This window comes from Mycolicibacterium sp. Y3 (assembly GCF_051188035.1).
GTDB classification, from domain to species: Bacteria; Actinomycetota; Actinomycetes; order Mycobacteriales; family Mycobacteriaceae; genus Mycobacterium; species Mycobacterium fluoranthenivorans.
Genome location: NZ_JAVQLT010000001.1, coordinates 4450451 through 4476480, shown reverse-complemented (window position 1 = coordinate 4476480; position 26030 = coordinate 4450451). Strand labels below are relative to the sequence as shown.

29 protein-coding genes are annotated in these 26030 nt (G+C 67.7%); 25 read left to right on the top strand and 4 right to left on the bottom strand.

The genetic code is table 11. The annotated features are described in order from the left end of the window. The first annotated feature begins 7 nt into the window (after positions 1 to 7). Both QN239_RS21890 and QN239_RS21885 read left to right on the top strand, forming a co-directional pair. Complete coding sequence (locus tag QN239_RS21890; RefSeq protein WP_499013489.1) at positions 8 to 745, top strand: ribonuclease HII; 738 nt, start codon at positions 8 to 10, stop codon at positions 743 to 745. Then, complete coding sequence (locus tag QN239_RS21885) at positions 742 to 1047, top strand: DUF2469 domain-containing protein (protein WP_024450376.1); 306 nt, start codon at positions 742 to 744, stop codon at positions 1045 to 1047. The genes QN239_RS21890 and QN239_RS21885 overlap by 4 nt, the downstream gene beginning before the upstream one ends. Here QN239_RS21885 and QN239_RS21880 read toward each other — a convergent pair. Continuing rightward, complete coding sequence (locus QN239_RS21880) at positions 1044 to 1739, bottom strand: dienelactone hydrolase family protein (RefSeq protein WP_499013486.1); 696 nt, start codon at positions 1737 to 1739, stop codon at positions 1044 to 1046. The genes QN239_RS21885 and QN239_RS21880 overlap by 4 nt on opposite strands. Before the next feature lie 23 nt (positions 1740 to 1762). Here QN239_RS21880 and QN239_RS21875 point away from each other — a divergent pair, with 23 nt between their 5' ends. Further along, positions 1763 to 2968 (top strand): CoA transferase, encoded by a 1206-nt coding sequence (locus tag QN239_RS21875; RefSeq protein ID WP_499013483.1) that lies wholly within the window; start codon positions 1763 to 1765, stop codon positions 2966 to 2968. Continuing rightward, on the top strand, positions 2965 to 3768 hold the full coding sequence (locus tag QN239_RS21870) for an acyl-CoA thioesterase (RefSeq protein ID WP_499013482.1): 804 nt from the start codon (positions 2965 to 2967) through the stop codon (positions 3766 to 3768). The genes QN239_RS21875 and QN239_RS21870 overlap by 4 nt, the downstream gene beginning before the upstream one ends. Here QN239_RS21870 and QN239_RS21865 read toward each other — a convergent pair. Continuing rightward, on the bottom strand, positions 3765 to 4649 hold the full coding sequence (locus QN239_RS21865; protein WP_499013479.1) for a DUF6745 domain-containing protein: 885 nt from the start codon (positions 4647 to 4649) through the stop codon (positions 3765 to 3767). The genes QN239_RS21870 and QN239_RS21865 overlap by 4 nt on opposite strands. Before the next feature lie 98 nt (positions 4650 to 4747). On the opposite strand from QN239_RS21865, the gene QN239_RS21860 reads away from it, so the two are divergent. The 8 genes from QN239_RS21860 to QN239_RS21825 all read left to right on the top strand — a co-directional run bounded on the left by QN239_RS21860 (position 4748) and on the right by QN239_RS21825 (position 11645). Then, the gene (locus QN239_RS21860) at positions 4748 to 5107 is read left to right on the top strand and encodes a heme-binding protein (protein WP_499013478.1); all 360 of its coding nucleotides are present in this window, start codon (positions 4748 to 4750) and stop codon (positions 5105 to 5107) included. Positions 5108 to 5163: 56 nt separating this feature from the next. Then, positions 5164 to 5505 carry a hypothetical protein gene (locus tag QN239_RS21855; RefSeq protein WP_499013476.1) on the top strand — a complete coding sequence of 114 codons (342 nt, stop codon included), beginning with the start codon at positions 5164 to 5166 and terminating at the stop codon, positions 5503 to 5505. Positions 5506 to 5615: 110 nt separating this feature from the next. Beyond that, a complete protein-coding gene (locus QN239_RS21850) occupies positions 5616 to 5978 on the top strand; it encodes a YraN family protein (RefSeq protein ID WP_499013473.1) in 363 nt (120 codons plus the stop codon). Next, the gene (locus tag QN239_RS21845; RefSeq protein ID WP_499013471.1) at positions 5978 to 7495 is read left to right on the top strand and encodes a YifB family Mg chelatase-like AAA ATPase; all 1518 of its coding nucleotides are present in this window, start codon (positions 5978 to 5980) and stop codon (positions 7493 to 7495) included. Before QN239_RS21850 ends, QN239_RS21845 begins: the two co-directional genes overlap by 1 nt. Continuing rightward, the gene (gene dprA / locus QN239_RS21840; protein WP_499013469.1) at positions 7485 to 8624 is read left to right on the top strand and encodes a DNA-processing protein DprA; all 1140 of its coding nucleotides are present in this window, start codon (positions 7485 to 7487) and stop codon (positions 8622 to 8624) included. The genes QN239_RS21845 and dprA overlap by 11 nt, the downstream gene beginning before the upstream one ends. Positions 8625 to 8690: 66 nt before the next feature. Continuing rightward, on the top strand, positions 8691 to 9554 hold the full coding sequence (locus tag QN239_RS21835; RefSeq protein WP_499013467.1) for a siderophore-interacting protein: 864 nt from the start codon (positions 8691 to 8693) through the stop codon (positions 9552 to 9554). A gap of 4 nt (positions 9555 to 9558) precedes the next feature. After that, positions 9559 to 10719, top strand: a complete 1161-nt coding sequence (locus QN239_RS21830; protein WP_499013465.1) for an alpha-hydroxy-acid oxidizing protein — start codon at positions 9559 to 9561, stop codon at positions 10717 to 10719. A gap of 38 nt (positions 10720 to 10757) precedes the next feature. Further along, positions 10758 to 11645: a tyrosine recombinase XerC gene (locus QN239_RS21825; RefSeq protein ID WP_499016918.1), complete on the top strand. Its 888-nt coding sequence runs from the start codon at positions 10758 to 10760 to the stop codon at positions 11643 to 11645. On the opposite strand, the gene QN239_RS21820 is transcribed toward QN239_RS21825, so the two are convergent. After that, a complete protein-coding gene (locus tag QN239_RS21820; RefSeq protein WP_499013463.1) occupies positions 11593 to 12123 on the bottom strand; it encodes a M23 family metallopeptidase in 531 nt (176 codons plus the stop codon). The genes QN239_RS21825 and QN239_RS21820 overlap by 53 nt on opposite strands. Before the next feature lie 312 nt (positions 12124 to 12435). On the opposite strand from QN239_RS21820, the gene rpsB reads away from it, so the two are divergent. From rpsB to QN239_RS21765, 11 genes are all read left to right on the top strand, one after another. Beyond that, positions 12436 to 13245 carry a 30S ribosomal protein S2 gene (rpsB, locus tag QN239_RS21815; protein ID WP_090356822.1) on the top strand — a complete coding sequence of 270 codons (810 nt, stop codon included), beginning with the start codon at positions 12436 to 12438 and terminating at the stop codon, positions 13243 to 13245. A gap of 27 nt (positions 13246 to 13272) precedes the next feature. Then, positions 13273 to 14088 (top strand): translation elongation factor Ts, encoded by an 816-nt coding sequence (gene tsf / locus QN239_RS21810; protein WP_499013460.1) that lies wholly within the window; start codon positions 13273 to 13275, stop codon positions 14086 to 14088. 108 nt (positions 14089 to 14196) lie between these two features. Continuing rightward, positions 14197 to 15591, top strand: coding sequence for an amidase (locus QN239_RS21805; RefSeq protein ID WP_499013457.1), 1395 nt, complete (start codon positions 14197 to 14199; stop codon positions 15589 to 15591). A 121-nt stretch (positions 15592 to 15712) separates the two neighbouring features. Continuing rightward, entirely contained in the window at positions 15713 to 16213 is a 501-nt protein-coding gene (locus QN239_RS21800) for a hypothetical protein (protein WP_499013454.1), read from the top strand. After that, positions 16214 to 17377 carry a glutathionylspermidine synthase family protein gene (locus QN239_RS21795; protein WP_499013452.1) on the top strand — a complete coding sequence of 388 codons (1164 nt, stop codon included), beginning with the start codon at positions 16214 to 16216 and terminating at the stop codon, positions 17375 to 17377. A 16-nt stretch (positions 17378 to 17393) separates the two neighbouring features. After that, positions 17394 to 17852 carry a DUF350 domain-containing protein gene (locus QN239_RS21790; RefSeq protein WP_499013449.1) on the top strand — a complete coding sequence of 153 codons (459 nt, stop codon included), beginning with the start codon at positions 17394 to 17396 and terminating at the stop codon, positions 17850 to 17852. A gap of 110 nt (positions 17853 to 17962) precedes the next feature. Next, the gene (locus QN239_RS21785) at positions 17963 to 19141 is read left to right on the top strand and encodes an ABC transporter permease (protein WP_499016917.1); all 1179 of its coding nucleotides are present in this window, start codon (positions 17963 to 17965) and stop codon (positions 19139 to 19141) included. 2 nt (positions 19142 to 19143) lie between these two features. After that, entirely contained in the window at positions 19144 to 19704 is a 561-nt protein-coding gene (locus tag QN239_RS21780) for an ABC transporter permease (protein WP_499013446.1), read from the top strand. Positions 19705 to 19710: 6 nt separating this feature from the next. Beyond that, on the top strand, positions 19711 to 20448 hold the full coding sequence (locus QN239_RS21775) for an ABC transporter ATP-binding protein (protein WP_499013443.1): 738 nt from the start codon (positions 19711 to 19713) through the stop codon (positions 20446 to 20448). A gap of 24 nt (positions 20449 to 20472) precedes the next feature. After that, a complete protein-coding gene (locus QN239_RS21770; protein ID WP_499013441.1) occupies positions 20473 to 21993 on the top strand; it encodes an APC family permease in 1521 nt (506 codons plus the stop codon). Then, complete coding sequence (locus QN239_RS21765; RefSeq protein ID WP_499013439.1) at positions 21990 to 23960, top strand: primary-amine oxidase; 1971 nt, start codon at positions 21990 to 21992, stop codon at positions 23958 to 23960. Before QN239_RS21770 ends, QN239_RS21765 begins: the two co-directional genes overlap by 4 nt. 36 nt (positions 23961 to 23996) lie before the next feature. Here the strand turns inward: QN239_RS21765 and QN239_RS21760 are convergent, their stop codons facing one another. Next, on the bottom strand, positions 23997 to 24428 hold the full coding sequence (locus QN239_RS21760; protein ID WP_090356806.1) for a MarR family winged helix-turn-helix transcriptional regulator: 432 nt from the start codon (positions 24426 to 24428) through the stop codon (positions 23997 to 23999). 36 nt (positions 24429 to 24464) lie between these two features. Between QN239_RS21760 and QN239_RS21755 the strand changes: the two genes are divergently transcribed. Beyond that, on the top strand, positions 24465 to 25145 hold the full coding sequence (locus QN239_RS21755) for a class I SAM-dependent methyltransferase (RefSeq protein WP_499013435.1): 681 nt from the start codon (positions 24465 to 24467) through the stop codon (positions 25143 to 25145). 118 nt (positions 25146 to 25263) lie between these two features. Continuing rightward, complete coding sequence (gene pyrH, locus QN239_RS21750) at positions 25264 to 25989, top strand: UMP kinase (RefSeq protein ID WP_090356802.1); 726 nt, start codon at positions 25264 to 25266, stop codon at positions 25987 to 25989. The last annotated feature ends 41 nt before the right edge of the window (positions 25990 to 26030 follow it).

The window sequence follows — 26030 nt, the reverse complement described above, 5'->3', positions numbered from 1 at the left end:
TGCGGCGTTGCCGGCGAGCTGGCCCCCGAGGACCGTGATCCGCAGATCCGGCCTGCGCACCCTGGAGTCCGCGCTGTACCGCAGCGGACTCGGCCCGGTGGCGGGTGTGGACGAGGTGGGGCGCGGTGCCTGTGCCGGTCCACTGGTGGTGGCCGCGTGCGTGCTCGGTCCGAACCGGCTTTCCAGTTTGGACGCCCTCGACGATTCGAAGAGGCTGACCGAGGCCGAACGGGAGCGGCTGTTCCCGTTGATCCGCCGGTACGCCGTGGCCTATCACGTGGTGATCATCGGATCGACCGAGGTGGATCGACGCGGGGTGCACTTCGCCAATATCGAGGGGATGCGCCGCGCGGTCGCCGGCCTACCGATGCGTCCCGGTTACGTGCTCTCCGACGGCTTCCGGGTACCCGGCCTGGCGGTTCCGTCGCTGCCGGTGATCGGCGGTGACGCGGCCGCCGCCTGTATCGCCGCGGCGAGCGTGCTGGCTAAGGTCAGCCGCGACCGGATGATGGTCGCCATGGAGGCCGAGCACCCCGGATACGGTTTCGCCGAACACAAGGGCTACAGCACGGCGGCCCATACCGAGGCGTTGGAGCGACTGGGCCCGTGCCGCCAGCACCGGTTCTCGTTCGCCAACATCGCACGCGTTGCGGGATCGGTCGAGGCGACGCGTCCGCGGTTGGATACCGAAGCGCAGTGCGGAATGATGGACCCCAACCTAGACGAAGGACAGCAGAGCAGATGAGTGCCGAGGATCTCGAGAAGTACGAAACCGAGATGGAGCTCTCGCTGTATCGCGAGTACAAGGACATCGTCGGCCAGTTCAGCTACGTGGTGGAGACCGAGCGCCGGTTCTATCTGGCCAACAGTGTGGAGCTGGTGCCGCGGAACGCCGACGGTGAGGTCTACTTCGAACTGCGGCTCGCCGATGCCTGGGTGTGGGACATGTACCGCCCGGCGCGCTTCGTCAAGCAGGTCAGGGTGATCACCTTCAAGGATGTGAACATCGAAGAGGTGGAGAAGCCCGAACTGCGGCTGCCCGACTAGGTCCGCAGGTGTTCGCCGAAGAAGGTGAACACCCGCGTCCAGGCATCCGAGGTGGCGGCCTCGTTGTAACCGAACCCGGCGACCCGCAGCAGCGGCTGTGCGGGCAGTTGGTTGGCGAAGCTGTGCCCGGCTTCCGGGTAGACCTTGATATCGGCGGTGATGTGGTGGGCGTTCACGGTTCGCCTGAGCTTCTCCGGCGCCCCGATGCCCAGCACATCGCGGCGGCCGAAGCTCGCCACGATGGGGCAGGCACCGGACAGCGTGCGGTCCAGGTTGCGTGGCAAGGGTACGCCGTAGAACGGGGCTGAGGCACCGAATCCCTTGGGGGAGAGGATGAGTGCGAACTGCCCACCCATGCAGAAGCCCGCGATGCCGACCGCGCCGGTGCACTCCGGCAGGGACAGCAGATGGTCGCGCGCGGCCAGGATGTCATCGAGCGAGCGCCCACGTTGGGTCAGCAGTTCCCGCATGACGCGGGTGATACAGCGGGCTCGGCCGCCCCGTGCGTACAGGTTCGGGGTCAGGGCCAGATAGCCGGCGTCGGCGATCCTCTGGGACACCGCCTCGTTGTCCGGCCGGTATCCGAAGGCGTCATGCACGACCACCACCCCCGGCCACGGGCCGGGCCCCGTCGGGGTGCTCAGCAATGCGTCGATGGGACCGGCAGGGGTATCGAGCGTGATCGAGGGCACCGCACCAACGTAACGTGACCGGGGTGACTGACGCACCTGAGGCGCTCCGGCCGTTGGCCGGTGTGCGCATCATCGAGATCTCCAGTTTCGTCGCCGTACCCCTGGCCGGAATGACGCTGGCCCAGTTGGGCGCCGAGGTGATCCGGGTGGACCCGGTGGGCGGGGCCGCCGATTACCGGCGCTGGCCGGTGACCGATGCCGGTGAGAGCATCTACTGGGCCGGGTTGAACAAGGGCAAGCGGTCGGTCGCGGTGGACATGCGCTCGGAGCAGGGACAGGACCTGGTGGTTCGGCTGATCGCCGAGGCCGGTGTGCTGATCACCAATGTGGCTGGGCGGCAGTGGCATTCGTACGACACGCTGGCGGCGGTGCGGTCCGACCTGATCCATGTGGAGATCTCCGGTCGTGCCGACGGCGGCACCGGGGTGGACTACACCGTCAATGCCGGGCTGGGATTTCCGCTGGTGACCGGGCCCGAAGGCCTCGACGTTCCGGTCAATCACGTCCTGCCGGCCTGGGATGTGGCCTGCGGTCTGTACACCGCGCTGGCCGTCACCACCGCGTTGCGGCACCGCGATGCCACCGGGCAGGGCCAGCGGGTGTCGATCCCGCTGGAGAACGTCGCCCTGGCCACCGCGGGCAACTTGAGCTTCCTGACGGAGGTGATGATCAACGGCACGGATCGGCCCCGGATCGGCAACTCGATCTACGGCCAGTACGGACAACAGTTCACCAGCGCCGACGGCGCCGCATTCATGATCGTCGCGTTGACCGGGCGGCATTTCCGGGACCTGGCCGAGGTCACCGGTAACACCAAAGCGGTTGCGGCACTCGGGGAATCGCTCGGTGCCGATTTCACCGACGAAGGCCTGCGCTACCAGCATCGTGAGGCGCTGACCGGGCTGTTCACCCCGTGGTTCAGCGCGCACACCGCCGAGGAGATCAGCGCCGCGCTGTTGGGCACCTCGATCCTGTGGGAGCGCTACCGCAGCTTCGCCGACGCCGCCGCCGCCCCGTCGGTGACCGACAACCCGCTGTTCACCACCCTGGACCAGCCCCGCATCGGTAGCTACCTGGCGCCGGGGCTGCCGGTGGCCATCGACGGCAGCTACCCGCCCGCGGTGCCGTCACCCGCGCTCGGTGACCACACCGCGCAGGTGCTGGCCGACACGCTGGGGCTCGAGGCAGACGAGGTCGCCCGCCTGACCGAAGCCGGCACGGTGGCATGAGCGCACTTGCGGCACTGCTCGACCTCACGGAGGCAGGTCATGACGCGTGGACGGGCGTGGCCAGCGGGCCCGAGGGTAAGCGGGCCTTCGGCGGACTGATCGCCGCCCAGAGCCTGGCCGCCGCCTGCCACACCCTCGACGCGGCATTCCAGCCCACCAACATGCACCTGCAGTTCCTGCGCGGCGGGGATGCCGGCGCGGTGCTCGACCTGCGGGTGGATCGGATGTACGACGGGCGCACCGCTGCCGCCCGCCGCGTCGAGAGTCGCCAGGGCGGTCGGCTGCTCACCGCCGCGACGGTGTCGTTCACCGTGCCGCTGGCCGGCCCCGAACACGGGGTACGCACCGTGCTGCCCGCGCACCCGGACACTTTGGCGCCGACCGGCCCGCCCGGTCCGGCTCCGTCGTTGCCGTTGGAGGAACTCGACATCCGGATCGAGGACGTCGGCTCCGGAGCGGATTTCGTCCGGCGGATGTGGTGGCGAGTGACCGCGCCGCTGCCCGATGTGCCGTTGCTGCACACGCTGATCGCCGTGTACATCACCGATCTGTACGGGGTCGACCCGGCCTCGCAGGTGCACGGCCATTCCATGAGCGACCGCACGCACCGCACCGGTACCACCGATTCGTCGATCTGGCTGCATCAGTCGGTCCGGGCCGACGAGTGGAATCTGCTGGAGTCGTCCTCACCGGCGGCGGCGCGGGGGCGCAGCGTCATCACCGCCAGCCTGGTGCGCGCCGACGGCGTCATCGCCGCGACCCTGGTCCAGGAAGGGCTGCTCGCCGACCGAGACGCTTAGCCGTGCTCTTGTAGCGCATTTCGCGGGTCGACCCATTCGACCACGTCACCTGCATCCCGCCGGTGGATGAAGTAGTCGAACGTGCCGTACCCCGGTGCGCGGTCTCGCGCCAGCCGTGGGGGCAGGGGCAGGCGGTAGAGGCCGGCGCCGCGCGCATCGGTGTCGACCAACTGCGCGCCGGACACGCCGACGAGTTGCTCGAAGGTGAGGTACCGCAACGCGATTGACCGTTGATCGGCGTTCCGGAGGCCGGCGACGGCCTCGATGGTCATCTCGCGGCCGACGATCCGCTGATAGACCGATTCGTGGAATTCGGTGCCGTGCAGATAGTAGATACCCGATCCGTCAGACCATTCGATGGCCGGGCGGCCGGTATCGTCGTGCAGCACACCGGCACTGCCGTCGGCATAGCGGACCGTGGGCATCGGCACCAGAAGCACTTCCCGGTGAATCGGGACGATCCAGCCCAGATCGAGGTCCCGGGCGCGGCGCATCGACTGCGAGAACCGGGCCCACCTGCTCACGGACACCACGCTGATCGGTGGCAGCCACCGGGCATCGGGCATGGCAGCAACGAAGCGGCTGTAGAGGATGTCCCGCAGATCGTTCGGCACGATGGCCCCGGGGGCAGCGCCGGTGTCGTCATTGCCCGACCAGCGGGCGATCCGGGACCATCGCTTGTCCGGCCCGATCAAGGACGCGATCCGCAGGGCCCGGTCCAATTGCGGGATGACCGAGTACTTGGTGCCCAGGTACACATCCCGCGAGATACAGAACTCCGTCACCAGATCCAGGGCCGCATCGGCATCGAACGAGCCGATGCCGGGGGAACGCCTGGTGGGGAGGTCGAGATCGACGTAGGACGCCATGTCGAAAGTCATGGGCGCAACGTAGCGCGGAGGTCCGACAAGTCCCGGGACACGTGAGCCGGTCCGCGCAAAGTCTGCGCGTTGTCGTAGCGAATCCATAGGATCGAGCAATGAAGCCGATTGCCCTCCTCCTGTTCAGTGCGTCTGCCGTTTTCGCCACAGTCACGGCCCCGACCGCAGCCGCGGCCGACCCGTGTTCGGCGAGCGGTCTGGCCAGCACCGCCAGCGGCGTGCTCGCGCAAGCGGGGAGCTACCTCGATGCGCACCCCGGCGCCAACGATGTCCTGACCGCCGCAGGCAATCAGGACACCGGTGATGCGTCCGCGGCGATCAGGGGCTATTTCACCGGACACACCGGCGAGTTCCTGGACCTGCAGAACATCGCTCGCCCGCTGACCTCGCTGCGCAGCCAGTGCGGTGTCTCGGTGTCGCCGGGCAAGCTGGCGGCGCTCTTCGACGCGCTGGCCTGAAACCGAGTACCCGCCTACTCAGCTTCTTAGAAGGGGGTCACCCTAACGTGGTCGGGATGACCACGTGGGTGATCTCGATCGACATGGCAGCGGACGGCCCATTGGGTGAACAGCACGACACGGTGCTCTCTTCGGTGTTGCCGTTCCTGGAGTCCTTACCGCGACGAGCTGCCAGCCGTGCCGGCAATGTGTTGGCCTCGGAACTGCTGAGCTCCACAGGTATCCGTGAAACGAACAGATACCTGCTGCTGGTGGACGTGGACAAACCGTCACCACGGTCACTGCGCATGCTGGCCGAGGAGCTGACCACGGTGCTGCCGGCCGGGACGAACGTCTCGGTGCTGGGTGAGTTCGACTCCGTCGCCCGGGCGTCGAAATCGCAGTTACTCGCTTGGTAGAAGGCCGGTTTCGGCTGCCGCCTGTGGATGAATCGGTGACTGTGGATAACTAGCCGTTTTCGGTGCCGGCGTGGGTGGTGTTGTCGGTCGTGCGGTTGATCCTCATACCCATGGAGACATGGAGTCGCGCCGAGATCGGTGCGTTGGGGGAGCGGTTGGCGGTGGAGCATCTGGAGGCCTTGGGTTTGCGGGTGCTGGAACGTAATTGGCGGTGCCGGTACGGCGAGCTGGATGTGATCGCGGCGGAGGGTTCCACGGTGGTGTTCGTGGAGGTCAAGACCCGGACCAGTGATGCTTTCGGTGGGGTGGCGCAGGCGGTGACGCCGGCCAAGGTGCGGCGGTTGCGGCGGTTGGCCGGGGTGTGGCTGGCGCAGCAGCGGGGCAGTTGGGCCGGCGTGCGCATCGATGTGGTCGGGGTGCGGATCGGGCGGACTCGGGTGCCGGAGTTGGCGCATGTGCGGGGAGTTGGCTGATGGCGCTGGGGAGGGCGTTTTCGGTGGCGATCCGTGGGGTGGCGGGGGTGATCGTCGAGATCGAGGCGGATATCACCTCTGGTCTGCCGGGGGTGCATCTGGTGGGTTTGGGGGATGCGGCGTTGCAGGAGTCGCGGGACCGGGTGCGCGCGGCGATCACCAATTGTGGCAATACCTGGCCGATGTCGCGGTTGACGTTGGCGTTGTCACCGGCGACGCTGCCCAAGAACGGTTCGGCGTACGACTTGGCGCTGGCGGCTGCGGTGTTGTCCGCGCACGGGAAGAAGGACTGGCCGCGGCTGGAAAAAGCCTTGCTGCTAGGGGAGTTGGCGCTCGATGGGCGGGTGCGGCCGGTCACCGGGATTCTGCCGGCGGTGTGGGCGGGCAAGAACGAGGGGTGGCCGGTGGTGGTGGTGCCCGAGGAGAATCTCGCCGAGGCCAGCCTGGTGGATGGTATCGAGGTGTGGGGTGTGCGCACGCTGGGTCAGCTGCAGGCGTGGCTGGCGGGCAAAGGTGGGTTGGCCGCTCGTCTGGAGACTGTGGCGCCCGCGCCGGCGGTGGTGGCTGATCTTGCTGATGTGGTCGGGCAGACCCAGGCCCGGTATGCGGTCGAGGTGGCGGCCGCCGGTGCGCATCATCTGTTTCTGTCGGGGCCGCCGGGGATCGGTAAAACGATGTTGGCGCAACGGCTTCCGGGGTTGTTGCCGCCGTTGACGGAGCAGGAGGCGTTGGAGGTGACGGCGATCCATTCGGTGGCCGGGTTGCTGACCGGGGCCACGCCGTTGATCACCGAGCCGCCGTTCATCGCGCCGCATCACACTTCCAGTGTTGCGGCCATGGTCGGTGGTGGTTCGGGTATGGCCCGCCCGGGTGCGGTCAGCCGGGCGCACCGCGGCGTGCTGTTCCTGGACGAGTGCGCCGAAATCGGTACCAGCGTGCTGGAAGCCATGCGGACGCCCCTGGAGGACGGCGAGATCCGGCTGGCCCGCCGCGACGGGGTCGCGAAATACCCGGCGCGGTTCCAGCTCATTCTGGCGGCCAACGAATGTCCTTGTGCGCCGGCCAATCCCCGCGATTGTGTGTGTCCGGCCGCGGTGAAGCGGCGTTACCTGGGCAAGCTGTCCGGACCGTTGATGGACCGGGTCGATCTGCGCGTCAAGATGCATCAGGTGCGTGGCGGGGCATTCGGCGACCAGGTCCCCGAACCCACCGCGGTGGTCCGGGAACGGGTGGCCAACGCCCGGGCCGCGGCGGCGCACCGATGGCAGGCGGTCGGGGTGCGGACGAACGCGGAGGTGCCCGGGCCGATCCTGCGGCGCGCGTTCCGGCTCAGCCGCGAGGCCATGGCACCGCTGCGCACAGCGCTCGATCGCGGCACGCTGAGCATCCGCGGAGTCGACCGAACCTTGCGTGTCGCCTGGTCCATCGCCGATCTGGCGGGCAAGGAATCGCCGACGGTGGTGGACGTGGGCACGGCGCTGAGCTTCCGCGATGAGGTGGTCAACGATGGCCGATGAACAGACCCGGCGGGCGTGGGCCTATCTGTCCCGCGTGACCGAACCACCCTGTCCCGCACTGGCCGAGTACGTCGGCGTGCACGGTCCGGTCGAGGCGGCCGCGAGGATACGGTCGGGCACGGAGCCGCCGTCGCTGACCGATGCGGTGGCGGGGCGCCGCGATGTCGACCGCTCGGCAGACGATCTGGCGATGCTCGATCGTCGCGGCGGCCGGCTGATCACGCCGGACGATGACGAGTGGCCGTACCTGTCATTCGCCGCGTTCGGGGCGGAAGACGTCAGGAGGAAACAGGACGGGCGGGTGCCGATGGTGCTGTGGGCGATCGGGCCCGCTCGGCTGGACGATATCGCCGACCGTGCCGCGGCCATCGTCGGCACCCGGGCGGCCACCGCCTACGGCGAACATATGGCCGCGACCCTGGCGGACGGGCTCGTCGAACACGATGTGGCGGTGGTCTCGGGCGGCGCGTACGGGATCGACGGCGCAGCACATCGAGCGGCACTGGCTGCCGAGGGCTGCACGGTGGCGGTGCTGGCCGGCGGTATCGACGTGCCGTATCCGAGCGGTCATTCGGCTCTGCTGCACCGGATTTCACAGACCGGATTGCTGCTCACCGAGTACCCACCCGGCGTGCGTCCGGCCCGGTTCCGCTTCCTGGCCCGCAATCGTCTGGTGGCCGCGCTCGGGCGTGCCACCGTCGTCGTGGAAGCCGGGCTGCGCAGCGGGGCGGCCAACACCGCCTCGTGGGCCGCGGCGATGGGACGAGTGGTGTGTGCGGTGCCCGGACCGGTGACGTCCTCCGCGTCAGCGGGTTGCCATGTGCTGCTGCGGGGCACGGCGCTGCTGGTGGACCGGCCCGACGAACTGGTCGAGATCGTGGGCAAGGCCGGGGAGTTTGCCGACGAGCCCGAACATCCGGTCGCAGCACTGGACGGGCTGTCCCGGCCCGAGCGGCTGGTGTACGAGGCGCTGCCGGCGCGGGGGTATCGCAGCCTCGAGGAGATCTCGGTGGATGCTGCCCTTCCCGCGGAGTCGGTCCTCGGGCCATTGGCGCTGCTCGAGGTGTCGGGCTTGGTGCAGCGAAAGGAGGGCAGGTGGCGGATCGTGTCGCGGTCCACGCCGGCGTAGCCGACCGCCGCCGACCGGCCACTCGTACAGTGGTGCGGAGATCGTCTAACAGAACGGGGAGGCACTGTGGCGGGACGTCCGGTCCACACCTTCGAGGTGATCAGCTCCACGCAGCTGACACCGCACATGATCCGGCTGGTGCTCGGTGGCTCCGGGGCGGGGCAGGGTTTTGACACCTTCACCCCCAGCGCGTTCACCGACTCCTATGTCAAATTCGTCATCGTTCCCGACGGCGCCGATGTGAGCGCGCTCCCGCGGCCGCTGACCCTGGACAGTTTCAACGAGCTGCCCGAGGATCAGCGCCCGACGGTGCGCACCTACACCGTCCGCCGTGTCGATACCGAAAAGCGTCAGATCACAGTCGATTTCGTGGTACATGGTGAGCAGGGGGTGGCCGGTCCGTGGGCGGCAAAGGTCCAACCCGGCCAGCCGGCCTACCTGATGGGCCCCAGCGGGGCCTACGCGCCGGACCCCGCCGCGGACTGGCACCTGCTGGCCGGCGACGAAGCCGGACTGCCGGCGATCAGCGCCGCACTGAACGCCCTACCCCCGACCGCGGTCGGGCAGGCGTTCATCGAGGTGGCCGGACCCGAGGACGAGCTCGACCTGACCGCCCCGGCGGGTGTCGCGGTGCACTGGATCCACCGCGGCGGCCGTGCCGATCAGGTGCCCGATTCGGTCGCCGGTGACCACGCGCCGCTCATCGCGGCGGTGCGCGCCGCCGAATGGCTGCCCGGTCAGGTGCAGGTTTTCGTGCACGGCGAAGCGCAGACCGTCATGCACAATCTGCGGCCCTATCTGCGCAAAGAGCGCGGTGTCGAGGCGAAGTGGGCGTCCATCTCCGGGTACTGGCGCCGCGGGCGGACCGAGGAGACCTTCCGGCAGTGGAAAGCGGAGCTGGCGAAAGTCGAAGCGGGCCAGTCAGACTGACCCCATGGCATTCGGCGACTATCAGCTCGAGATCTACTTCCAGGGCCTTTCCGGGGTGGTGCCCACCCTCCCGATCGGCTACGCCGAACTGGAGGCCAGGGCCGAGAAGGCGATGTCCCCGTCGCTGTGGTCGTATGTGGCCGGGGGTGCCGGCGACGAACGCACCCAGCGCGTCAACGTCACCGCGTTCGAGAACTGGGGCCTGATCCCGCGGATGTGCGTCGGCGCCACCGAACGCGACCTGACGGTGAACCTGTTCGGGCTGACCCTGCCGTCGCCGCTGTTCATGGCGCCCATCGGGGTGATCGGGCTGTGCGCTCAGGACGGCCACGGCGATATCGCCTCGGCCCGCGCGGCCGCCAGGACCGGCGTCCCGATGGTGGTCTCCACGCTGACCGCCGATCCGCTGGAGGCCGTCGCCGCCGAATTCGGTGAGACCCCGGGTTTCTTCCAGCTCTACACCCCGAAAGACCGTGAGCTGGCGGCGAGTTTCGTGGCCCGCGCCGAGGCGGCCGGGTTCAAGGGCATCATCGTCACGCTCGACACCTGGGTGCCCGGCTGGCGGCCGCGCGACCTGACCACCTCGAACTTCCCGCAGTTGCGCGGGCACTGCCTGACCAACTACACCAGCGACCCGGTGTTCCGGGCCGGGCTCGCGCAGCCGCCGGAGGAGAACCCACAGGGCGCGATCCTGAGCTGGATCCAGAACTTCGGCCAATGCGTCACCTGGGACGACCTGGCCTGGCTCCGGACCTTGACGACGTTGCCGCTGCTGGTCAAGGGCATCTGCCATCCCGATGACGTGCGCCGCGCCCGCGACGCCGGGGTCGACGGCATCTACTGCTCCAACCACGGCGGCCGCCAAGCCAACGGCGGCCTGCCCGCCATCGACTGCCTGCCCGACGTGGTGGCCGCCGCCGACGGGCTGCCGGTGTTGTTCGACTCCGGGGTGCGCAGCGGCGCCGACATCGTCAAGGCGCTCGCGCTGGGCGCCACCGCGGTCGGCGTCGGGCGGCCGTACGCCTACGGGCTGGCGCTCGGCGGCGTCGACGGCGTGGTGCACGTTTTGCGTTCCCTGCTCGCCGAGGCCGACCTGATCATGGCGATCGACGGTTACCGGTCACTGGCGGATCTCACCCCGGACACGCTGCGGCGCGTCACCTAGACAGCGCGCGTGCGGCTGAGCACGGTGGGGGAGTGCAGATCGAGCCCCTTCTGGAGGAATTCGACGAATTCCTGGAGCTTCAGCGTGGCCGCTCCGCGCACACCCGCCGCGCCTACCTCGGTGACCTGCGATCACTGTTCGAATTCGCCGGCGGCGGGCTGGACAGCCTGAACCTGATCACGCTGCGCTCCTGGCTGGCTGCGCAGGCCGGTGCGGGGGCGGCGCGCACCACGCTGGCCCGGCGCACCTCGGCGGTCAAGACGTTCACCGCGTGGGCGTGCCACCGGGGGCTGCTGCGCACCGACCCGGCGGCCCGGCTGCAGACGCCCAAAGCGCACCGCACCCTGCCCGCGGTGCTGCGCCAGGATCAGGCGCTCGACGCGCTGGAGGCGCTCAATTCCGGTGCGCAGCAGGGAGATCCGCTCGCGCTGCGGGACCGGCTCATCGTGGAGCTGCTCTACGCCACCGGTATCCGGGTCAGCGAGCTGTGCGGGCTGGACATCGACGATGTCGACACGTCGCGGCGGGTGCTGCGGGTGCTGGGCAAGGGCAACAAACAACGCTCGGTGCCGTTCGGGGAGCCGGCCGCGGTGGCCCTGAACGCCTGGCTCACCGATGGCCGTCCCGAACTGGCCACCGAGAAGTCCGGGCCGGCCCTGCTCCTCGGTGCCCGCGGCGGCCGGGTGGACCAGCGGCAGGTCCGCACCGTCGTGCACGACACCATGACCGCGGTCGACGGCGCACCGGATATCGGACCGCACGGTCTGCGGCACAGCGCGGCCACCCACCTGCTCGAGGGCGGCGCCGATCTGCGCATCGTGCAGGAACTGCTGGGACATTCCTCACTGGCCACCACGCAGCTCTACACCCATGTCACGGTGGCGCGACTGCGGGCGGTCCACGACCAGGCGCACCCGCGAGCCTGACCGGTTTGAGCCGGATGGGTGTCTCGCCGATCAGCCCCAGCGGATCGACATAATCGGCGCGGGCGGCCGGGCCCCACATCGCGCCCCAGTGCAGGCACGCCGCGGCGGGACAGCCCACATGCCCGGCGATCAGCACACCGATCGGGGTTCCGGCGGCCACCAGCTGACCTGCCCGCACCGTCGCGCGCACCGGCTCGTAGCTGGTGCGCAGGCCACCGGGGTGGCTGATGGACACCAGCGGCCGGCCGGCCAGTTCGCCGGCGAACACCACCGTGCCGGCCCCGGCGGCATAGACCCGCCGCCCGGGTGCCCCCGCGAGGTCGACACCGCGGTGGCCGCGGTTCCAGTTGGGCGCCGGGGCGTCGAAGCCGCGGGTGACCGCCGGGTGGGGCTGCAGCGGCCAGCCCAGCCGGGTGGTGTCGGCGTGCGCCGGGGCGGCCGCGGCAAGCATTGCCGACAGCACGGCGAGAAACCTCATCACCCCAGTTCAGCGGCCCGCCGCCGGTATGGGAAGCCGGTCGCCGGAGAATGTGGATGAGGGCCCGACTGTGGATAACTGCGGTGGTAAAAGCACCGGTATCCACGGTGTAAACTGCTACCCGCAGCTCACTTTTGTGGGCTGACTTCGCGCGCCTGCTTTGCAATCGCTGCTTCCTCCGGGAACGAGGGTTGCACCAGCTTGCCGGGCGGTCCCGCTTCGGGAAACCGAAACGGGTCCGGCAACAGCGGACGCCAGGGTCCGGTATCACCCGATGCCGGGCGACAACCGATATATAAGTGAGGCACCATCGTGGCCGTAGTGACCATGAAGCAGCTGCTCGACAGCGGCACCCATTTCGGGCATCAGACCCGGCGCTGGAACCCCAAGATGAAGCGGTTCATCTTCACCGACCGCAACGGCATCTACATCATCGACCTGCAGCAGACGCTGACCTACATCGACAAGGCCTACGAGTTCGTCAAGGAGACCGTCGCCCACGGCGGCACCGTGATGTTCGTCGGCACCAAGAAGCAGGCCCAGGAGTCCATCGCCGCTGAGGCGACGCGGGTCGGTATGCCGTACGTCAACCAGCGCTGGCTGGGCGGCATGCTCACCAACTTCTCCACCGTGCACAAGCGCCTGCAGCGCCTCAAGGAGCTTGAGGCCATGGAGCAGACCGGTGGGTTCGAAGGCCGCACCAAGAAGGAAATCCTCATGCTCACGCGTGAGAAGAACAAGCTGGAGCGCAGCCTCGGCGGTATCCGGGACATGCAGAAGGTGCCGTCGGCCATCTGGGTCGTCGACACGAACAAGGAGCACCTGGCCGTCAACGAGGCCATCAAGCTCGGCATCCCGGTCATCGCCATCCTCGACACCAACTGCGACCCCGACCAGGTCAACTACCCGGTCCCGGGTAACGACGACGCGATCCGCTCGGCCGCGCTGCTGACCAAGGTCATTGCGTCCGCCGTGGCCGAGGGCCTGCAGGCTCGTGCCGGTGCCGGCAAGACCGAAGCAGCCGAGGCGGCCGAGCCGCTGGCCGAGTGGGAGCAGGAGCTGCTGGCCGGCGCGACCACCGGCACCGAAGCCGCTGCCGAGACCACCACCGACGCTTCCTGATTTCTCAGTTCAAGGAGAACCGCTTTCATGGCTAACTACACCGCTGCCGACGTCAAGCGCCTTCGGGAGCTGACCGGCGCCGGCATGCTCGACTGCAAGAACGCCCTGACCGAGAGCGACGGCGATTTCGACAAGGCCGTCGAGGTACTGCGCATCAAGGGTGCCAAGGATGTCGGCAAGCGCGCCGAGCGCGCGACCGCCGAGGGTTTGGTGGCCGCCAAGGACGGCGCGCTCATCGAGCTGAACTCCGAGACCGACTTCGTCGCCAAGAACGCGGAGTTCCAGGCGCTCGCCGACCAGATCGTCACCGCCGCGGCAGCCTCCAAGGCCGCTGACGTCGACGCTCTCAAGGCTGCCAAGTCGGGTGACACCACCGTCGAGCAGCTGATCGCGGACCTCAGTGCCAAGATCGGCGAGAAGCTCGAGCTGCGCCGGGTGGCGTACTTCGACGGTCAGGTCGAGACCTACCTGCACAAGCGGTCGGCCGACCTGCCGCCGGCCGTCGGCGTGCTGGTCGAGTACACCGGCGCCTCGGAGGAGGCCGCGCACGCGGTCGCCCTGCAGATCGCCGCGCTCAAGGCCAAGTACCTGACCCGTGAAGAGGTGCCCGCCGATGTCGTCGCCAACGAGCGCCGCATCGCCGAGGAGACCGCCAAGGAGGAGGGCAAGCCCGAGCAGGCGCTGCCCAAGATCGTGGAAGGTCGCGTCACCGGTTTCTACAAGGATGTCGTGCTGCTCGATCAGCCGTCGGTGTCGGACAACAAGAAGTCCGTCAAGGCGCTGCTCGACGAGGCCGGCGTGACCGTGACCCGGTTCGTCCGGTTCGAGGTCGGCCAGCAGTAACAGCTCGGCCCATTGTGGCCAGAAGAACCCCGCGTCGCCTCCGCGACGCGGGGTTCTTTGCGTCGGGAACCTCCCAGCGACGTGGTACGTACTGGTACCGTCGGGCTCATGACACGTGTGCACGCTTTCGGCGATGACGCCCTGGGTGATCTGGATGCGGTCGGGCTGGCCGCTGCGTTGCGGGCCGGCGACGTCTCGCAGGCCGAACTGGTCGAGGCCGCGATCGCCCGGGCCGAAGCCGTCAATCCGGCGTTGAACGCGCTGGCCTACCCGGCATTCGACCGAGCCCGCACGGCCGCACCTCGCAACGGCTTCTTCGGTGGGGTACCGACGTTCGTCAAGGACAACTCCGACGTCGCCGGGATGCCGACGATGGAGGGCACCGACGCCTGGATACCGCGGCCGGCGCCCGTCGACGGCGATTTCGCCCGCAGCTACCTGGGCGCCGGTCTGGTCGCCCTGGGCAAGACCCAGCTCTCCGAGTTTGGCTTCAGCGCCTCGGCCGAGCACCCCCGCCTCGGGCCCGTGCGCAACCCGTGGAACACCGCACACACCGCCGGGGCGTCATCGTCGGGATCGGGCGCCTTCGTGGCCGCCGGGGTGGTACCGATCGCGCACGCCAACGACGGTGGCGGATCCATCCGCATCCCGGCCGCCTGCAACGGACTGGTCGGGCTCAAACCGTCCCGTGGCCGGCTGCCGCTGGACAAGGCTATGCGCCAGATGCCGCTGCGCATCGTGGCCAACGGGGTGCTCACCCGGTCCGTGCGTGACACCGCCGCGTACTACCGCGAGGCCGAACGCCTGCAGCGGAACCCGAAGCTGCCGCCCATCGGCGACGTCACCGGGCCCGGCGGCCGGCGGCTGCACATCGCGGTGTGCACTGAATCGATTGCGCGGGAATCCAGCCCGGAGATCCGCGAGGTGACGATGAAGACCTCGGCACTGCTGGAGAGTCTCGGGCACCGGGTCACCGAGATCGCCAACCCGGTGCCGGCGTCGTTCATGAACGACTTCCTGCTGTACTGGTCGCTGCTGGCGTTCGCGCTGGTGCGCGGTGGGCCGCGCACGTTCGGCCCCAGCTTCGACAAGACAAAACTGGACAACCTGACCCTCGGGCTGGAACAGCTGGCCGGCCGCAACCTGTTGCGCATGCCGCTGGTGATCGGCCGGCTGGCCCGGACTCGCCGCACCATCGCGCGGCTGGCCGCCTCCTACGACGTCCTGCTCACGCCCACCCTCGCCGACGTGACGCCCCGGATCGGGCACCTCGATCCGAGCGCCCCGTATGAGCAGATCATCGACCGGCTCATCGACTGGGTCGCCTTCACCCCGCTGCAGAACGTCACCGGGGACCCGGCGATCTCGCTGCCGCTCGGCCAATCCGCCGACGGCCTGCCCGTCGGGATGATGTTCGCGGCGCCGGTCGGGCAGGAACGTCTCCTGCTGGAGCTGGCCTACGAACTCGAGGAGGCCCAGGCGTTCCCCCGCATCCAGGAGTGACCGCTCTATGCTGTGAGGCGGCTGGACGGGGAAGGCCGCTGGGCGGGAAATAAATTTGGGGGGATGGATGGAATCCGGGTCCGACGACGCGCCCGAGCGCCCACCGGGGCCGCGAGGTTCCATGCGCTATCAAGACCCCGGCTCGACAACACCGCGGCCGCCCACCGTCGCCGAGGCCCGTCAGCGCGATAAGGCGCGCCGGGCCCGGGAAGCCGCCGAACATTTCGCCGCCCTGCAACGGGAGAACGCGGAGAAGCGCGCGGCCACCGGGAAGAAAGTCCTGATGGGCTCGGTGGCCGTCGTCGGCGTCGTGGGGGCCATCGCGCTGGGCTACCAGGTACTGCACGAAGACACGGTCTCGGCCACCTGTGTCGCCGACGGGAGCAACCAGGTGGTGCCGGACAGCTACTGCAGCAGCGGTTACGCGGGCACGGGTGGGCTGTTCATCTTCGCCGGCTCGCCGTACCGCTACTACTACGGCGGCAGCAACGGCGGAATCGGGACCACGGCGCGGGGCGGCACCCTCGAACTCCCCAAGGGCACCACCGGCAAGACGAGTTCGGGATCGTCGATCTCGCGCGGTGGCTTCGGCTCGTCCAGCCATGGAAGCTCGGGCAGCTGAATGCGCCGTGAGCACAGTTCCCCGCGACCGGGCTGGGAACGGATCGTGGCCGAGCAGGGCATGTGCTTCGGCACCCCGGCGCGTGATTCGGTCGGTGCGGATCGGCCGTATTGGGACGAGTCGGTGCACTACGTCTTCGATATGGACGAGGTGCTGTCGCTGGAAGCCTCTGTCGAGGTGCTGCATTCGATGTGCCTGGATGCCGTAGAACACGTGGTGCTGACGGAGCGCTACCGAGACTTCGGCCTGCCCGAGTGGACCTGGGAGCACATCGAGAAGTCGTGGCGCCGCAGCGATCCGCACCTGTACGGGCGATTCGATCTGCGCTACGACGGACGCAGGCCACCGGTGCTGCTGGAGTACAACGCCGACACCCCGACCTCGCTGCTGGAAGCCGCGATCCTGCAGTGGCACTGGAAGACCGACGTCTTTCCCGCCGACGACCAGTGGAACTCGCTGCACGAACGCCTGGTCGTGCGGTGGGGTGAGATCCGGGATCGGTTGCCCGGCAAGGAAACTCACTTCACCTGGTCCTCGGCCGACGCGAGCGGTGAGGACAACGTCACGCTCGGCTACATCCAGGAGTGCGCGGCCGAAGCCGGCCTGCACACCGTCGGCCTCTCGATCGAGGACATCGGGTTCGACCGGGACCTGGGCTGCTTCGTCGATCTCGAGGAAGCCCCCATCGCGTCGCTGTTCAAGCTCTACCCGTGGGAGTGGATCCTCGACGACGATTTCGGGCGGCACGCCCTGGACCTGCTGCCGTCGACCATGTGGGTGGAACCGCTGTGGAAGACGCTGCTGAGCAACAAGGCCATCCTCGCGGTGCTCTGGGAGATGTACCCGGGCCACCCCAACCTGCTGCCCGCCTATCTGGACAGCCCGCACGAGCTCACCGAATACGTCCGCAAACCCAAGCTGGGCCGCGAAGGGGCGAATATCAGCGTGGTCGGGGCGGGGCAGGATATGGAGACCGGCGGGGTCTACGGCGAAGAGGGCTACGTCTACCAACTGCTGGACCCACTACCGAAATTCGACGATATGCGGCCCGCGCTGGGTGCGTGGATCGTCGGCGACGAATCCGCCGGGCTGGGCATCCGGGAGACCTCCGGCCTCATCACCGATGACGGCGCCGCATTCGTCCCCCATCGTATTCCGCTGTGACCGGAAGGATCCGTCAATGAACCGCGCCACCCTCTCGGCCCTGGGGCCGGACTACTGGTCCATCGTCGGCCACGGTGCGTCGGCGATCGTGCTGTACACGATCGTCGGCATCGCGCTGATGGTCCTGGGCTTCCTCGTCATCGACTGGACCACGCCCGGTCCGCTGCGCGCCTTGGTGCAAGCCGGACGACCCAACGCCGCCGCCATCACCGCCTCCGGAGTCCTGTCGATGGCACTGATCATCGTGCTGGCGATCTACAGTTCCACCGGTGATCTCGTCGGCGGGTTGATCAAGACCCTGGTGTTCGGTCTGCTGGGCATTGCCGCGCAGGCGTTCTCGGTCCGCCTGGTCGGCGTGATCAAGGGTGTCGACATCGGCCGCGTGCTTGCCGAGGAGCGCTTCACCCCCGAAGTGCTGGTCGTGGCGGCGTCGTATCTGGCCTTCGGACTGATCATCGCGGCCGCGATTCTCTGATCCGACGACGAAATCCGTTGTCGTCGAGACACCTTGTTGTAATCGCAAGCAGTCTCCGTTAACGCGGCATATACCACAGATAGCGTTCGACGAAACACAGCGCGCCCACCATCCCTTCCGTGGAGTCCGCTGCACCACCCACGATCACGCGACCACCGGAGATCGCCACCGCGTCCGGTAACACCTTTCTGTGCCTGGTCCGGTTCGCCCTGGCGAACATCAGGCGCCGGCCCGAACGATTCGTCCTGTCCGTCCTCGGTATCGCGCTGGCGATCACATGCGTCACCGTGGTGCGCACCATCGCCGCGAGTTTCGCCATCACAGGCGCGGATTCGGTCACCGATGTGATCGGCGGCGCGCAGCTGTGGGTGGTGCCGGCCGCCGGGGTGCACTATGACACCGCGGCTCTGGCCTTGGTGGCCGACGGCCCCGCCTCCGCCATCACCGTCGTGCCCGCCGACTGGTCGGCCGTCCGCACGCTGTCCGGAACCACCTCGATCAACGGTATGACGGTGTCCGTACGCGGCAACGACTCGGTGGCCCCCGGCCACGCCGCGGTGGGGGAGCAACTCGCGACCCGGCTGGGCGTCAGCCCCGGCGACCGCGTGGTGATCGGTGGACAGAGTCTCGTGGTGGACCCCTCTGGCCCGGGCGAATCTGCCACGGTGTCAACCGATCTGGCGCACAGCGTGGTGGGTGACAACGGGTGGTGGACCATCACCGCGCCCGCAGGTGAGCAGAAGCGCCGCGACCTGGCCCAGATCTTCGGCGCGGCGACCGGGCTGCCCACCACCACGGATCCGGCGGTACAGCCCGACCACAACGGATCGGGACTGATCTATGACACGGTGGGCGGGGTGGGGCCGCTGACCTTCGAGCAGAACTTCTCGGCGCTGTTCTCCGGCAAGGTGACCGGGTCCACGCTGGGGCTCATCTCCACCATCGGCCTCATTCTCGGCTTCGTGATCGCGGTGTCCTCCTTCCTGGCCGCCGTCGCCGAACGCAAAAGGGAGTTCGGCATCATGTCGAGTATCGGACTCGCCGACGAGGTGCTGTATTTCTTCCTCGTCGAGTCGGCCATCGTCTTCGTGGTCGCCTATCTGGTCGGTGTGCTGGGTGCGGGAGCGGCTGTCGCCCTGGTGATTCCGGGTATCGCGACCGTGACCGCGTGGGCACAGGCCGCCGGTATGGTCGCGGCGTTCATCCCCGCCATGGCGATCGTCGGGGCGTTGATCCCGGTGCACCGGCTGTTGCAACAACGGCCCGTCGACCTCTTGGGGGGCAGGTAGTCATGCGCTACGGACTGTCGTACGGCTGGCTGGCGGCGCGGCGCCGGCTCGGTGAGATGATCCTGCCCGCCATCACCACCGCCACGGGTGCCTTTTTGGTCGTCATCGTGTTCGGGATGTCGGAGGGGATCCGGGCCCAGTCGGCATCGCTGGGCCACGCCGACGAGATCAGTGCCGCTGTGGTGCTCATCGCCGTCACCGTGTTGCTTGTCGGTGTGGTCGAGGTGGCGGTCGCCACCACCCGGACGGTGGCCCAGCGGACCAGGGAACTGGGCGTGTTGGGGGCCAACGGAATTCCCCGCGCACCTGTCGTGGTCGCGCTACTCGTCGAACCTGTCATCGCCGCCCTGCTGGGGGCCGTCGGCGGGGCAGTGCTGGCGATGGTCGCCGGACTGGTGCTGGGGGCCGTCGGCTTCGTCCCGACCGGGGTGGCGATCGGCGGCCTCGCGCTGGGGACCGCCATCGCCGTCGCGGTCAGTGTGGTCGCCGCGCTGGCCACCAGTGTCGTCCCCACCTGGAATGCGGCGTCTCGCCCACCCATCCGATCGTTGAGCACGGGATAGGAAGACATGACTGCCATCAACGAATCCGCCACCGATTCGGTCGCGGTGGCCGACGGCGCATCAGCCGGCGCGGCGCCGGTCATCGAGATCTCCGATGTGTGGAAGCTGCACAAACTGGGGGACGAGGTCGTCAAGGCGCTGATCGCCGTCGAGCTGAAGGTCATGCCGGGCGAATTCGTCTGCCTGATGGGCCCCAGTGGAAGTGGCAAGTCGACGCTGCTCAACATCATCGGCGGCCTGGATCGCCCGACGAAGGGCGCCGTCCACGTCGCGGGCCAAGACACCTCGACGATCTCGGAGAGCCAGTTCGCCGCGCTGCGGCACGACACGATCGGGTTCATCTTCCAGAGCTACAACCTGATCCCCTTCCTGTCTGCCGTCGAGAACGTCGAACTACCACTGATGTTCGAGCCGTATGACCGTAAGGCGTTGCGCAAGCGCGCCACCGAACTGCTCGAACTGGTCGGATTGGGACACCGGATCAATCACCAGCCGACGAAGATGTCCGGCGGCGAGCAGCAGCGCACCGCCATTGCGCGTTCGCTGATCAGCAATCCGACATTGGTACTGGCCGACGAGCCGACGGCCAATCTGGACCACCGCACGGGGGAGACGGTGGTGCGCATGCTGCGCGACCTGTGTTCGACGCTCGGCGTCACGGTCGTCGCGAGCACACACGACCCCACGGTGGCCGACGAAGCGAGCCGTGTTGTCCGGATGCGAGACGGACAGATCGTCAACTGATCCAACGGTATTGGGAGACTAGTCATGACACAAGAACTCGAACACTCGGCCACCGCCGAACGCGACAAGCTGATGACCACCGAACTGGTACCGGAACAGATCCTGCCCAAGGTGATGAGCACATTCGGCCTCACCGCCGCCTATGTGTTCATCATCTGCTGGATCACCGGTTCCTCGGTGATGGCCACCGGTGGGTGGACCGCCATCCCGATGTGGATCCTCGGCATCCTGACCTTCCTGGTTCCCGCCGGCATGGCCGTCGTCGAACTCGGCAACCTGTGGCCCGGCCAGGGTGGTGTGTACATCTGGGCCACCCGGACGATGGGTGAGACGTGGGGCTTCATCGGCGGTTACCTGTCCTGGGTGCCGGTGATCCTGAACGCGGCGTCCTCCCCGGCGGTGGTGCTCTCGTTCCTGTTGCTGGCGTTTCACACCGAACTCGGGGTGATGACGAGCGTCATCCTGCAGCTGGTCATCATGTGGGTGGTGGTCGGGCTGGCGCTCGCCAAACTCGCCGCCAACCAGCGCATCATGAACGTCGTCTTCGTCGTGTTCGGCATTCTCGCGCTGACCATCTTCATCTGCGGCTTGCTGTTCGCGGTGAAGAACGGCTCGGCGACCCCCTTCAACTGGCACGACGCCGTGATCCCGAACTTCGCGGTATCGGGCTTCCTGTACGGCACGGTCCTGCTCTACCTGCTCGGCGTGGAGACGCCGTACAACATGGGTGCCGAGTTCCTGTCGGTCCGCAAGAGTGGCCCGCGGATGATCCTCTGGGGTTCCGCCGCGTTGGTGGCCATCTACCTGCTGACGACCCTGGGCACCATGATGGCACTGCCCACCGATCAGATCGACGCGGTCACGGGTGTGATCGGCATGCTGGGCGTCTCGGGATTCCCCGGCCTGATGGAGATCTGCGCGGTGGTGCTGGCCTTGATCATCGTCGTGGCGCTGATGACCTACCAGGTCGCCTACTCCCGGCTGATCTTCGTGTCCGGCCTGGAACGCCACCTGCCGCGGATCTTCACCCACCTCAACCCGCGCACCCGCAACCCGGTGAGCGCCATCCTGATCCAGGGTGTGCTCTCCTCGCTGCTGATCATCGGGCTCTACTCGCAGAGCAGCCTGGTGAACACGACGATCTTCCTGCAGGGTGGCCTGTCGACGGTGTGGCTGCTCTCCGGATTCTTCTTCCTGATCCCCGTCGTCATCGCCCGCAAGAAGTACGCCGATCGCTATGCGAGCGAGACGTTCTGGCGCATCCCCGGTGGCATGGTCGGCGTCTGGATCACCGTGATCGTGGGCACCATCGGCACCATCGCCGGCGTCTACTACTCGTTCGCGAAGTCCTGGCTGACCAGTTCCGGCGTCGGGGACGGTGAGTGGATGACGTGGGTCGGCAGCATCAGCGTCGGGATGTTCGCGCTCGGCCTGGTCGTCTACATCTTCGGCCGACGGTCGGCGCACAAGGTGTCCCAAGACGATGCCCTGGCCCATCTCGCGGTATTCGATCTCACCAAGGAAGCAGAGGAAACCGCCAAGTGACCATGGAAGACACCCGCGCGACGGGCACTGCCAGTGACGCCACGTTCTATCCGCTCGACCCGCTGTCGGGCGCCGAGATCGAAGCCGCCGCGGCGGTCGTCACGGGGTGGGAATATGCCACTCCCACACTGAAATTCGTGATGATTCAGCTCGCCGAGCCGGACAAGACCGCCGGGCTGAACTTCGAGGGACTCGAAGTCCCGCGGTGTGCGTTCGTGAGCATGTACGACGCGGCCGCCAAGATGATCTATGAAGCGGTCGTCGACCTCGGCGCCCGAGTCATCGAATCGTGGAAGGGGGTGCCCGGCCGGTTCCCCTCCTACCTCGTCGAACACATGACGGGTGTAGAGGAGAAGGTCCGTGAGGACCCGCGGTGGCAGGAGGCGATGCGCAAGCGTGGCGTCACCGACTTCAGTCTCGCGATGATCGACCCCTGGCCTGCGGGCTATTACGGCGCGGGCGACCATTACGAGAACTCGCCGCTGATCTGCCGTCCGTTGACGTTCATGCGCGCCGCACCGTCCGAACACGGGTACGCGCGACCCGTCGAGGGGCTGATCGTCACCTTCGACCTGGACACGATGACGGTCATCGATATCGAGGACCACGGGGTGGTTCCCCTGCCGCCGACCGCGGGCAACTATTCCGAACAGTTCATGTTCTCACCCGACAACCGGCCGGCGTTCACGCAGTTCCGCGATGACGTCAAGCCGATCGAGATCACCCAGCCGGACGGCCCGAGCTTCACCGTGGACGGGTGGAAGGTGCAGTGGCAGAAGTGGTCTCTGCGTATCGGCTTCAATCCCCGCGAGGGTGTGACGATCCATGAGGTGACCTATACCGATCGCGGCGAGACACGCCCGATCCTCTACCGCGGGTCGCTCTCGGAGATGGTGGTGCCCTACGGCGACACTTCGCCGACCCACTGGAACAAGAACGTGTTCGACATGGGCGAGGTCGGGATGGGCTTCTCGGCCAATCCGTTGACGCTGGGCTGCGACTGTCTGGGCGAGATCCACTACTTCGACGGTACGGTCAACGATTCCAACGGGAACGCGGTGGTCATCCCGAACGCGATCTGCATGCACGAGGAGGACTTCGGGATCTCCTGGAAGCACACCGACTTCCGCACGGGCGAAGTGGAGGTGCGCCGCTCGCGGCGGCTGGTCGTGTCGATGATCTGCACGGTGGGCAACTACGAGTACGGATTCTTCTGGTACTTCTACAACGACGCCTCGATCGAGGTGGAGGTCAAGCTCTCCGGTGTGCTGACCACCGGTGCGGTGCCCGAGGGGGAGACGCCCCGCTGGGGCAAGATGGTGGCCCCCGGCATCTACGGTCCGAATCACCAGCACTTCTTCAACTTCCGGCTCGACATGAGCATCGACGGCGCCGGGAACAGTGTGTACGAGGTCGACTCGGTGCCCGAGCCGGATCCGGCACTCAACCCGCACCACAACGCGTGGATCACCCAGGACACGTTGGTGGCGTCGGAGGCCGAGGGCGCCCGGGACTGGAACTGGGAGACCGGCCGGTACTGGAAGGTGACCAATCCGTCGAAGGTCAACGAACTCGGTGCACCGGTGGCCTACAAGCTGGTGCCCAAGGAAATCGTGCCGGTGATGGTGCAGGAGGGCTCCTACATCTACGACCGGGCCCGATTCGTGCAGCACAACCTGTGGGTGACCAAGTACGACCCGTCGGAGATGTTCGCCGCCGGTGATTACATGTACCAGTCGGCCGACGTCCAGGGCCTGCCCGAGTTCGTCGCCGACGATGCGCCGCTGGAAGACACCGATGTGGTGCTCTGGTACACCCTCGGTGCCCATCACGTGGTGCGCCCCGAGGACTGGCCCGTGATGCCGTGTGCCTACACGGGCTTCCATCTCAAGCCGATCGGCTTCTTCGACGGTAACCCGGCGCTGGATCTGCCGCCGTCCCCACCGAAAGCGTGCCACCAGCACTGACGGGGTGGCGGTCGCCGGCGGGGGGCTTCTGAACGCCTACTCGCCGACGGCCGCCAGGATCCGTTTCAGCTGGGAACGCTCGTCTTCGGCGAGGTTGCCCAACACCTGTAATTCCGCGGCGCGCACACCGGAGTCGGTTCGGCTGAGTATCGCCACGCCCTCCCGGCTCAGCTCGGCGGGCAGCGCGCGTCCCGAGGCCACGCTGGCCGGACGGGAGACCAGCCCCCGGTCTTCAAGCCCGCGCACCACCATGTTCATCGCCTGCGGGGAGACGTTGAGTTGGCGCGCGAGCTCGGCGTTGGAGCTTCCCGGAGCCTTGGACAGGATCCGCATGCACAGGTACTGGGCGAAGGTCAGATCCAGGGGCTCCAGGACGGAGGTCGTCACCTCAGACCGCAACGCCATGGCAGCTCGGTGCAGCAGGTAGCCCAGCGGCAGATCGTCGAGTGCGTCACCCATGTCAAGCATATTGACACATATCAACTACGTTGATATACCGGAGACATGACCACGCCACAACAGATGTTCGAATCGGCCTACCGCGGCGAGGCACCGGATTTCGAGGGTGCCCGGCCGCCGTGGAGTATCGGGGAACCGCAGCCCGAGATCGCCGCTCTCATCGCCGCCGGACGCGTGCACGGTGACGTGCTGGACGCCGGATGCGGGGAGGCGGCCACCGCCCTGGATCTCGCCGCGCGGGGCTTCACGACCGTCGGTCTTGACTCATCGCCCACCGCGATCGAGCTGGCCCGTGCCGAAGCGGCCCGGCGAGGACTGACCAACGCCACCTTCGACGTCGCCGATATCAGCGCCTTCACCGGATACGACGGGCGGTTCGGCACCGTCATCGACTCGACGCTGTTTCATTCGATGCCGGTGGAGCTGCGTGAGGGTTACCAGCAGTCCATAGTCCGCGCGGCCGCGCCCGGCGCGTCGTATTTCGTGCTGGTCTTCGATGCCACCGGTATGCCCACCGACGGCCCGGTCAACCCGGTCACCTCCGAGGAACTGCGCGACGTGGTGGGCAAGTACTGGGAGATCGACGAGATCCGGCCGGCCCGAATCCACGCCCAGGTGCCGCCGGAGCTCGGTGACTTCGGTGCGTTCGCCGGAGCGGACGTCCGCGACGAGCCGAATGGACGCAAATCGGTGGGCGCCTGGCTCCTGGCCGCGCACCGCGCGTGATGGGTCCGGCACACCGCGCCTGACCAAATCCGCAGGACGCCCCGGCCACCCCGACGTGGCCGGGGCGCCGTCATGAGGCAGGATGGTGGCGATTCTGTGTCGGAAGCGAAGGAGCCTGATGACGGAGGGACAGATCCGGCCGGCGTACTCCCGAGTGCTCCTCAAACTCGGTGGCGAGATGTTCGGCGGTGGACAGGTGGGCCTGGACCCCGACGTCGTCGCGCTGGTGGCGCAGCAGATCGCCGAGGTGGTACGCAGCGGCGTGCAGGTGGCCGTCGTCATCGGCGGTGGCAACTTCTTCCGCGGTGCCCAGTTGCAGCAGCGGGGTATGGAACGCACCCGTAGCGATTACATGGGCATGCTCGGCACGGTGATGAACAGCCTTGCGCTGCAGGATTTCCTGCAGAAGGAAGGTATCGACACCCGCGTGCAGACCGCCATCACGATGGGGCAGGTCGCCGAGCCCTACATCCCGCTGCGCGCCCGGCGGCACCTGGAGAAGGGCCGGGTTGTCATCTTCGGCGCCGGCATGGGGCTGCCGTACTTCTCCACCGACACCACCGCCGCGCAGCGCGCGCTGGAGATCGGTGCCGACGTGGTGTTGATGGCCAAGGCCGTCGACGGTGTGTTCACCGCCGACCCGCGTGAGGTGCCCGACGCCGAATTGCTGACCGTGATCACCCACCGCGAGGTGATCGATCGCGGACTGAAGGTTGCCGATGCCACCGCCTTCAGCCTCTGTATGGACAACGGCATGCCGATGCTCGTGTTCAATCTCCTCATCCACGGCAATATCGCGCGAGCGGTCGCAGGTGAGAAGATCGGAACACTGGTCACCAGCTGACAGCCGCGCATTGTGATTGAGATGCTGGGCGAGCGAATGCG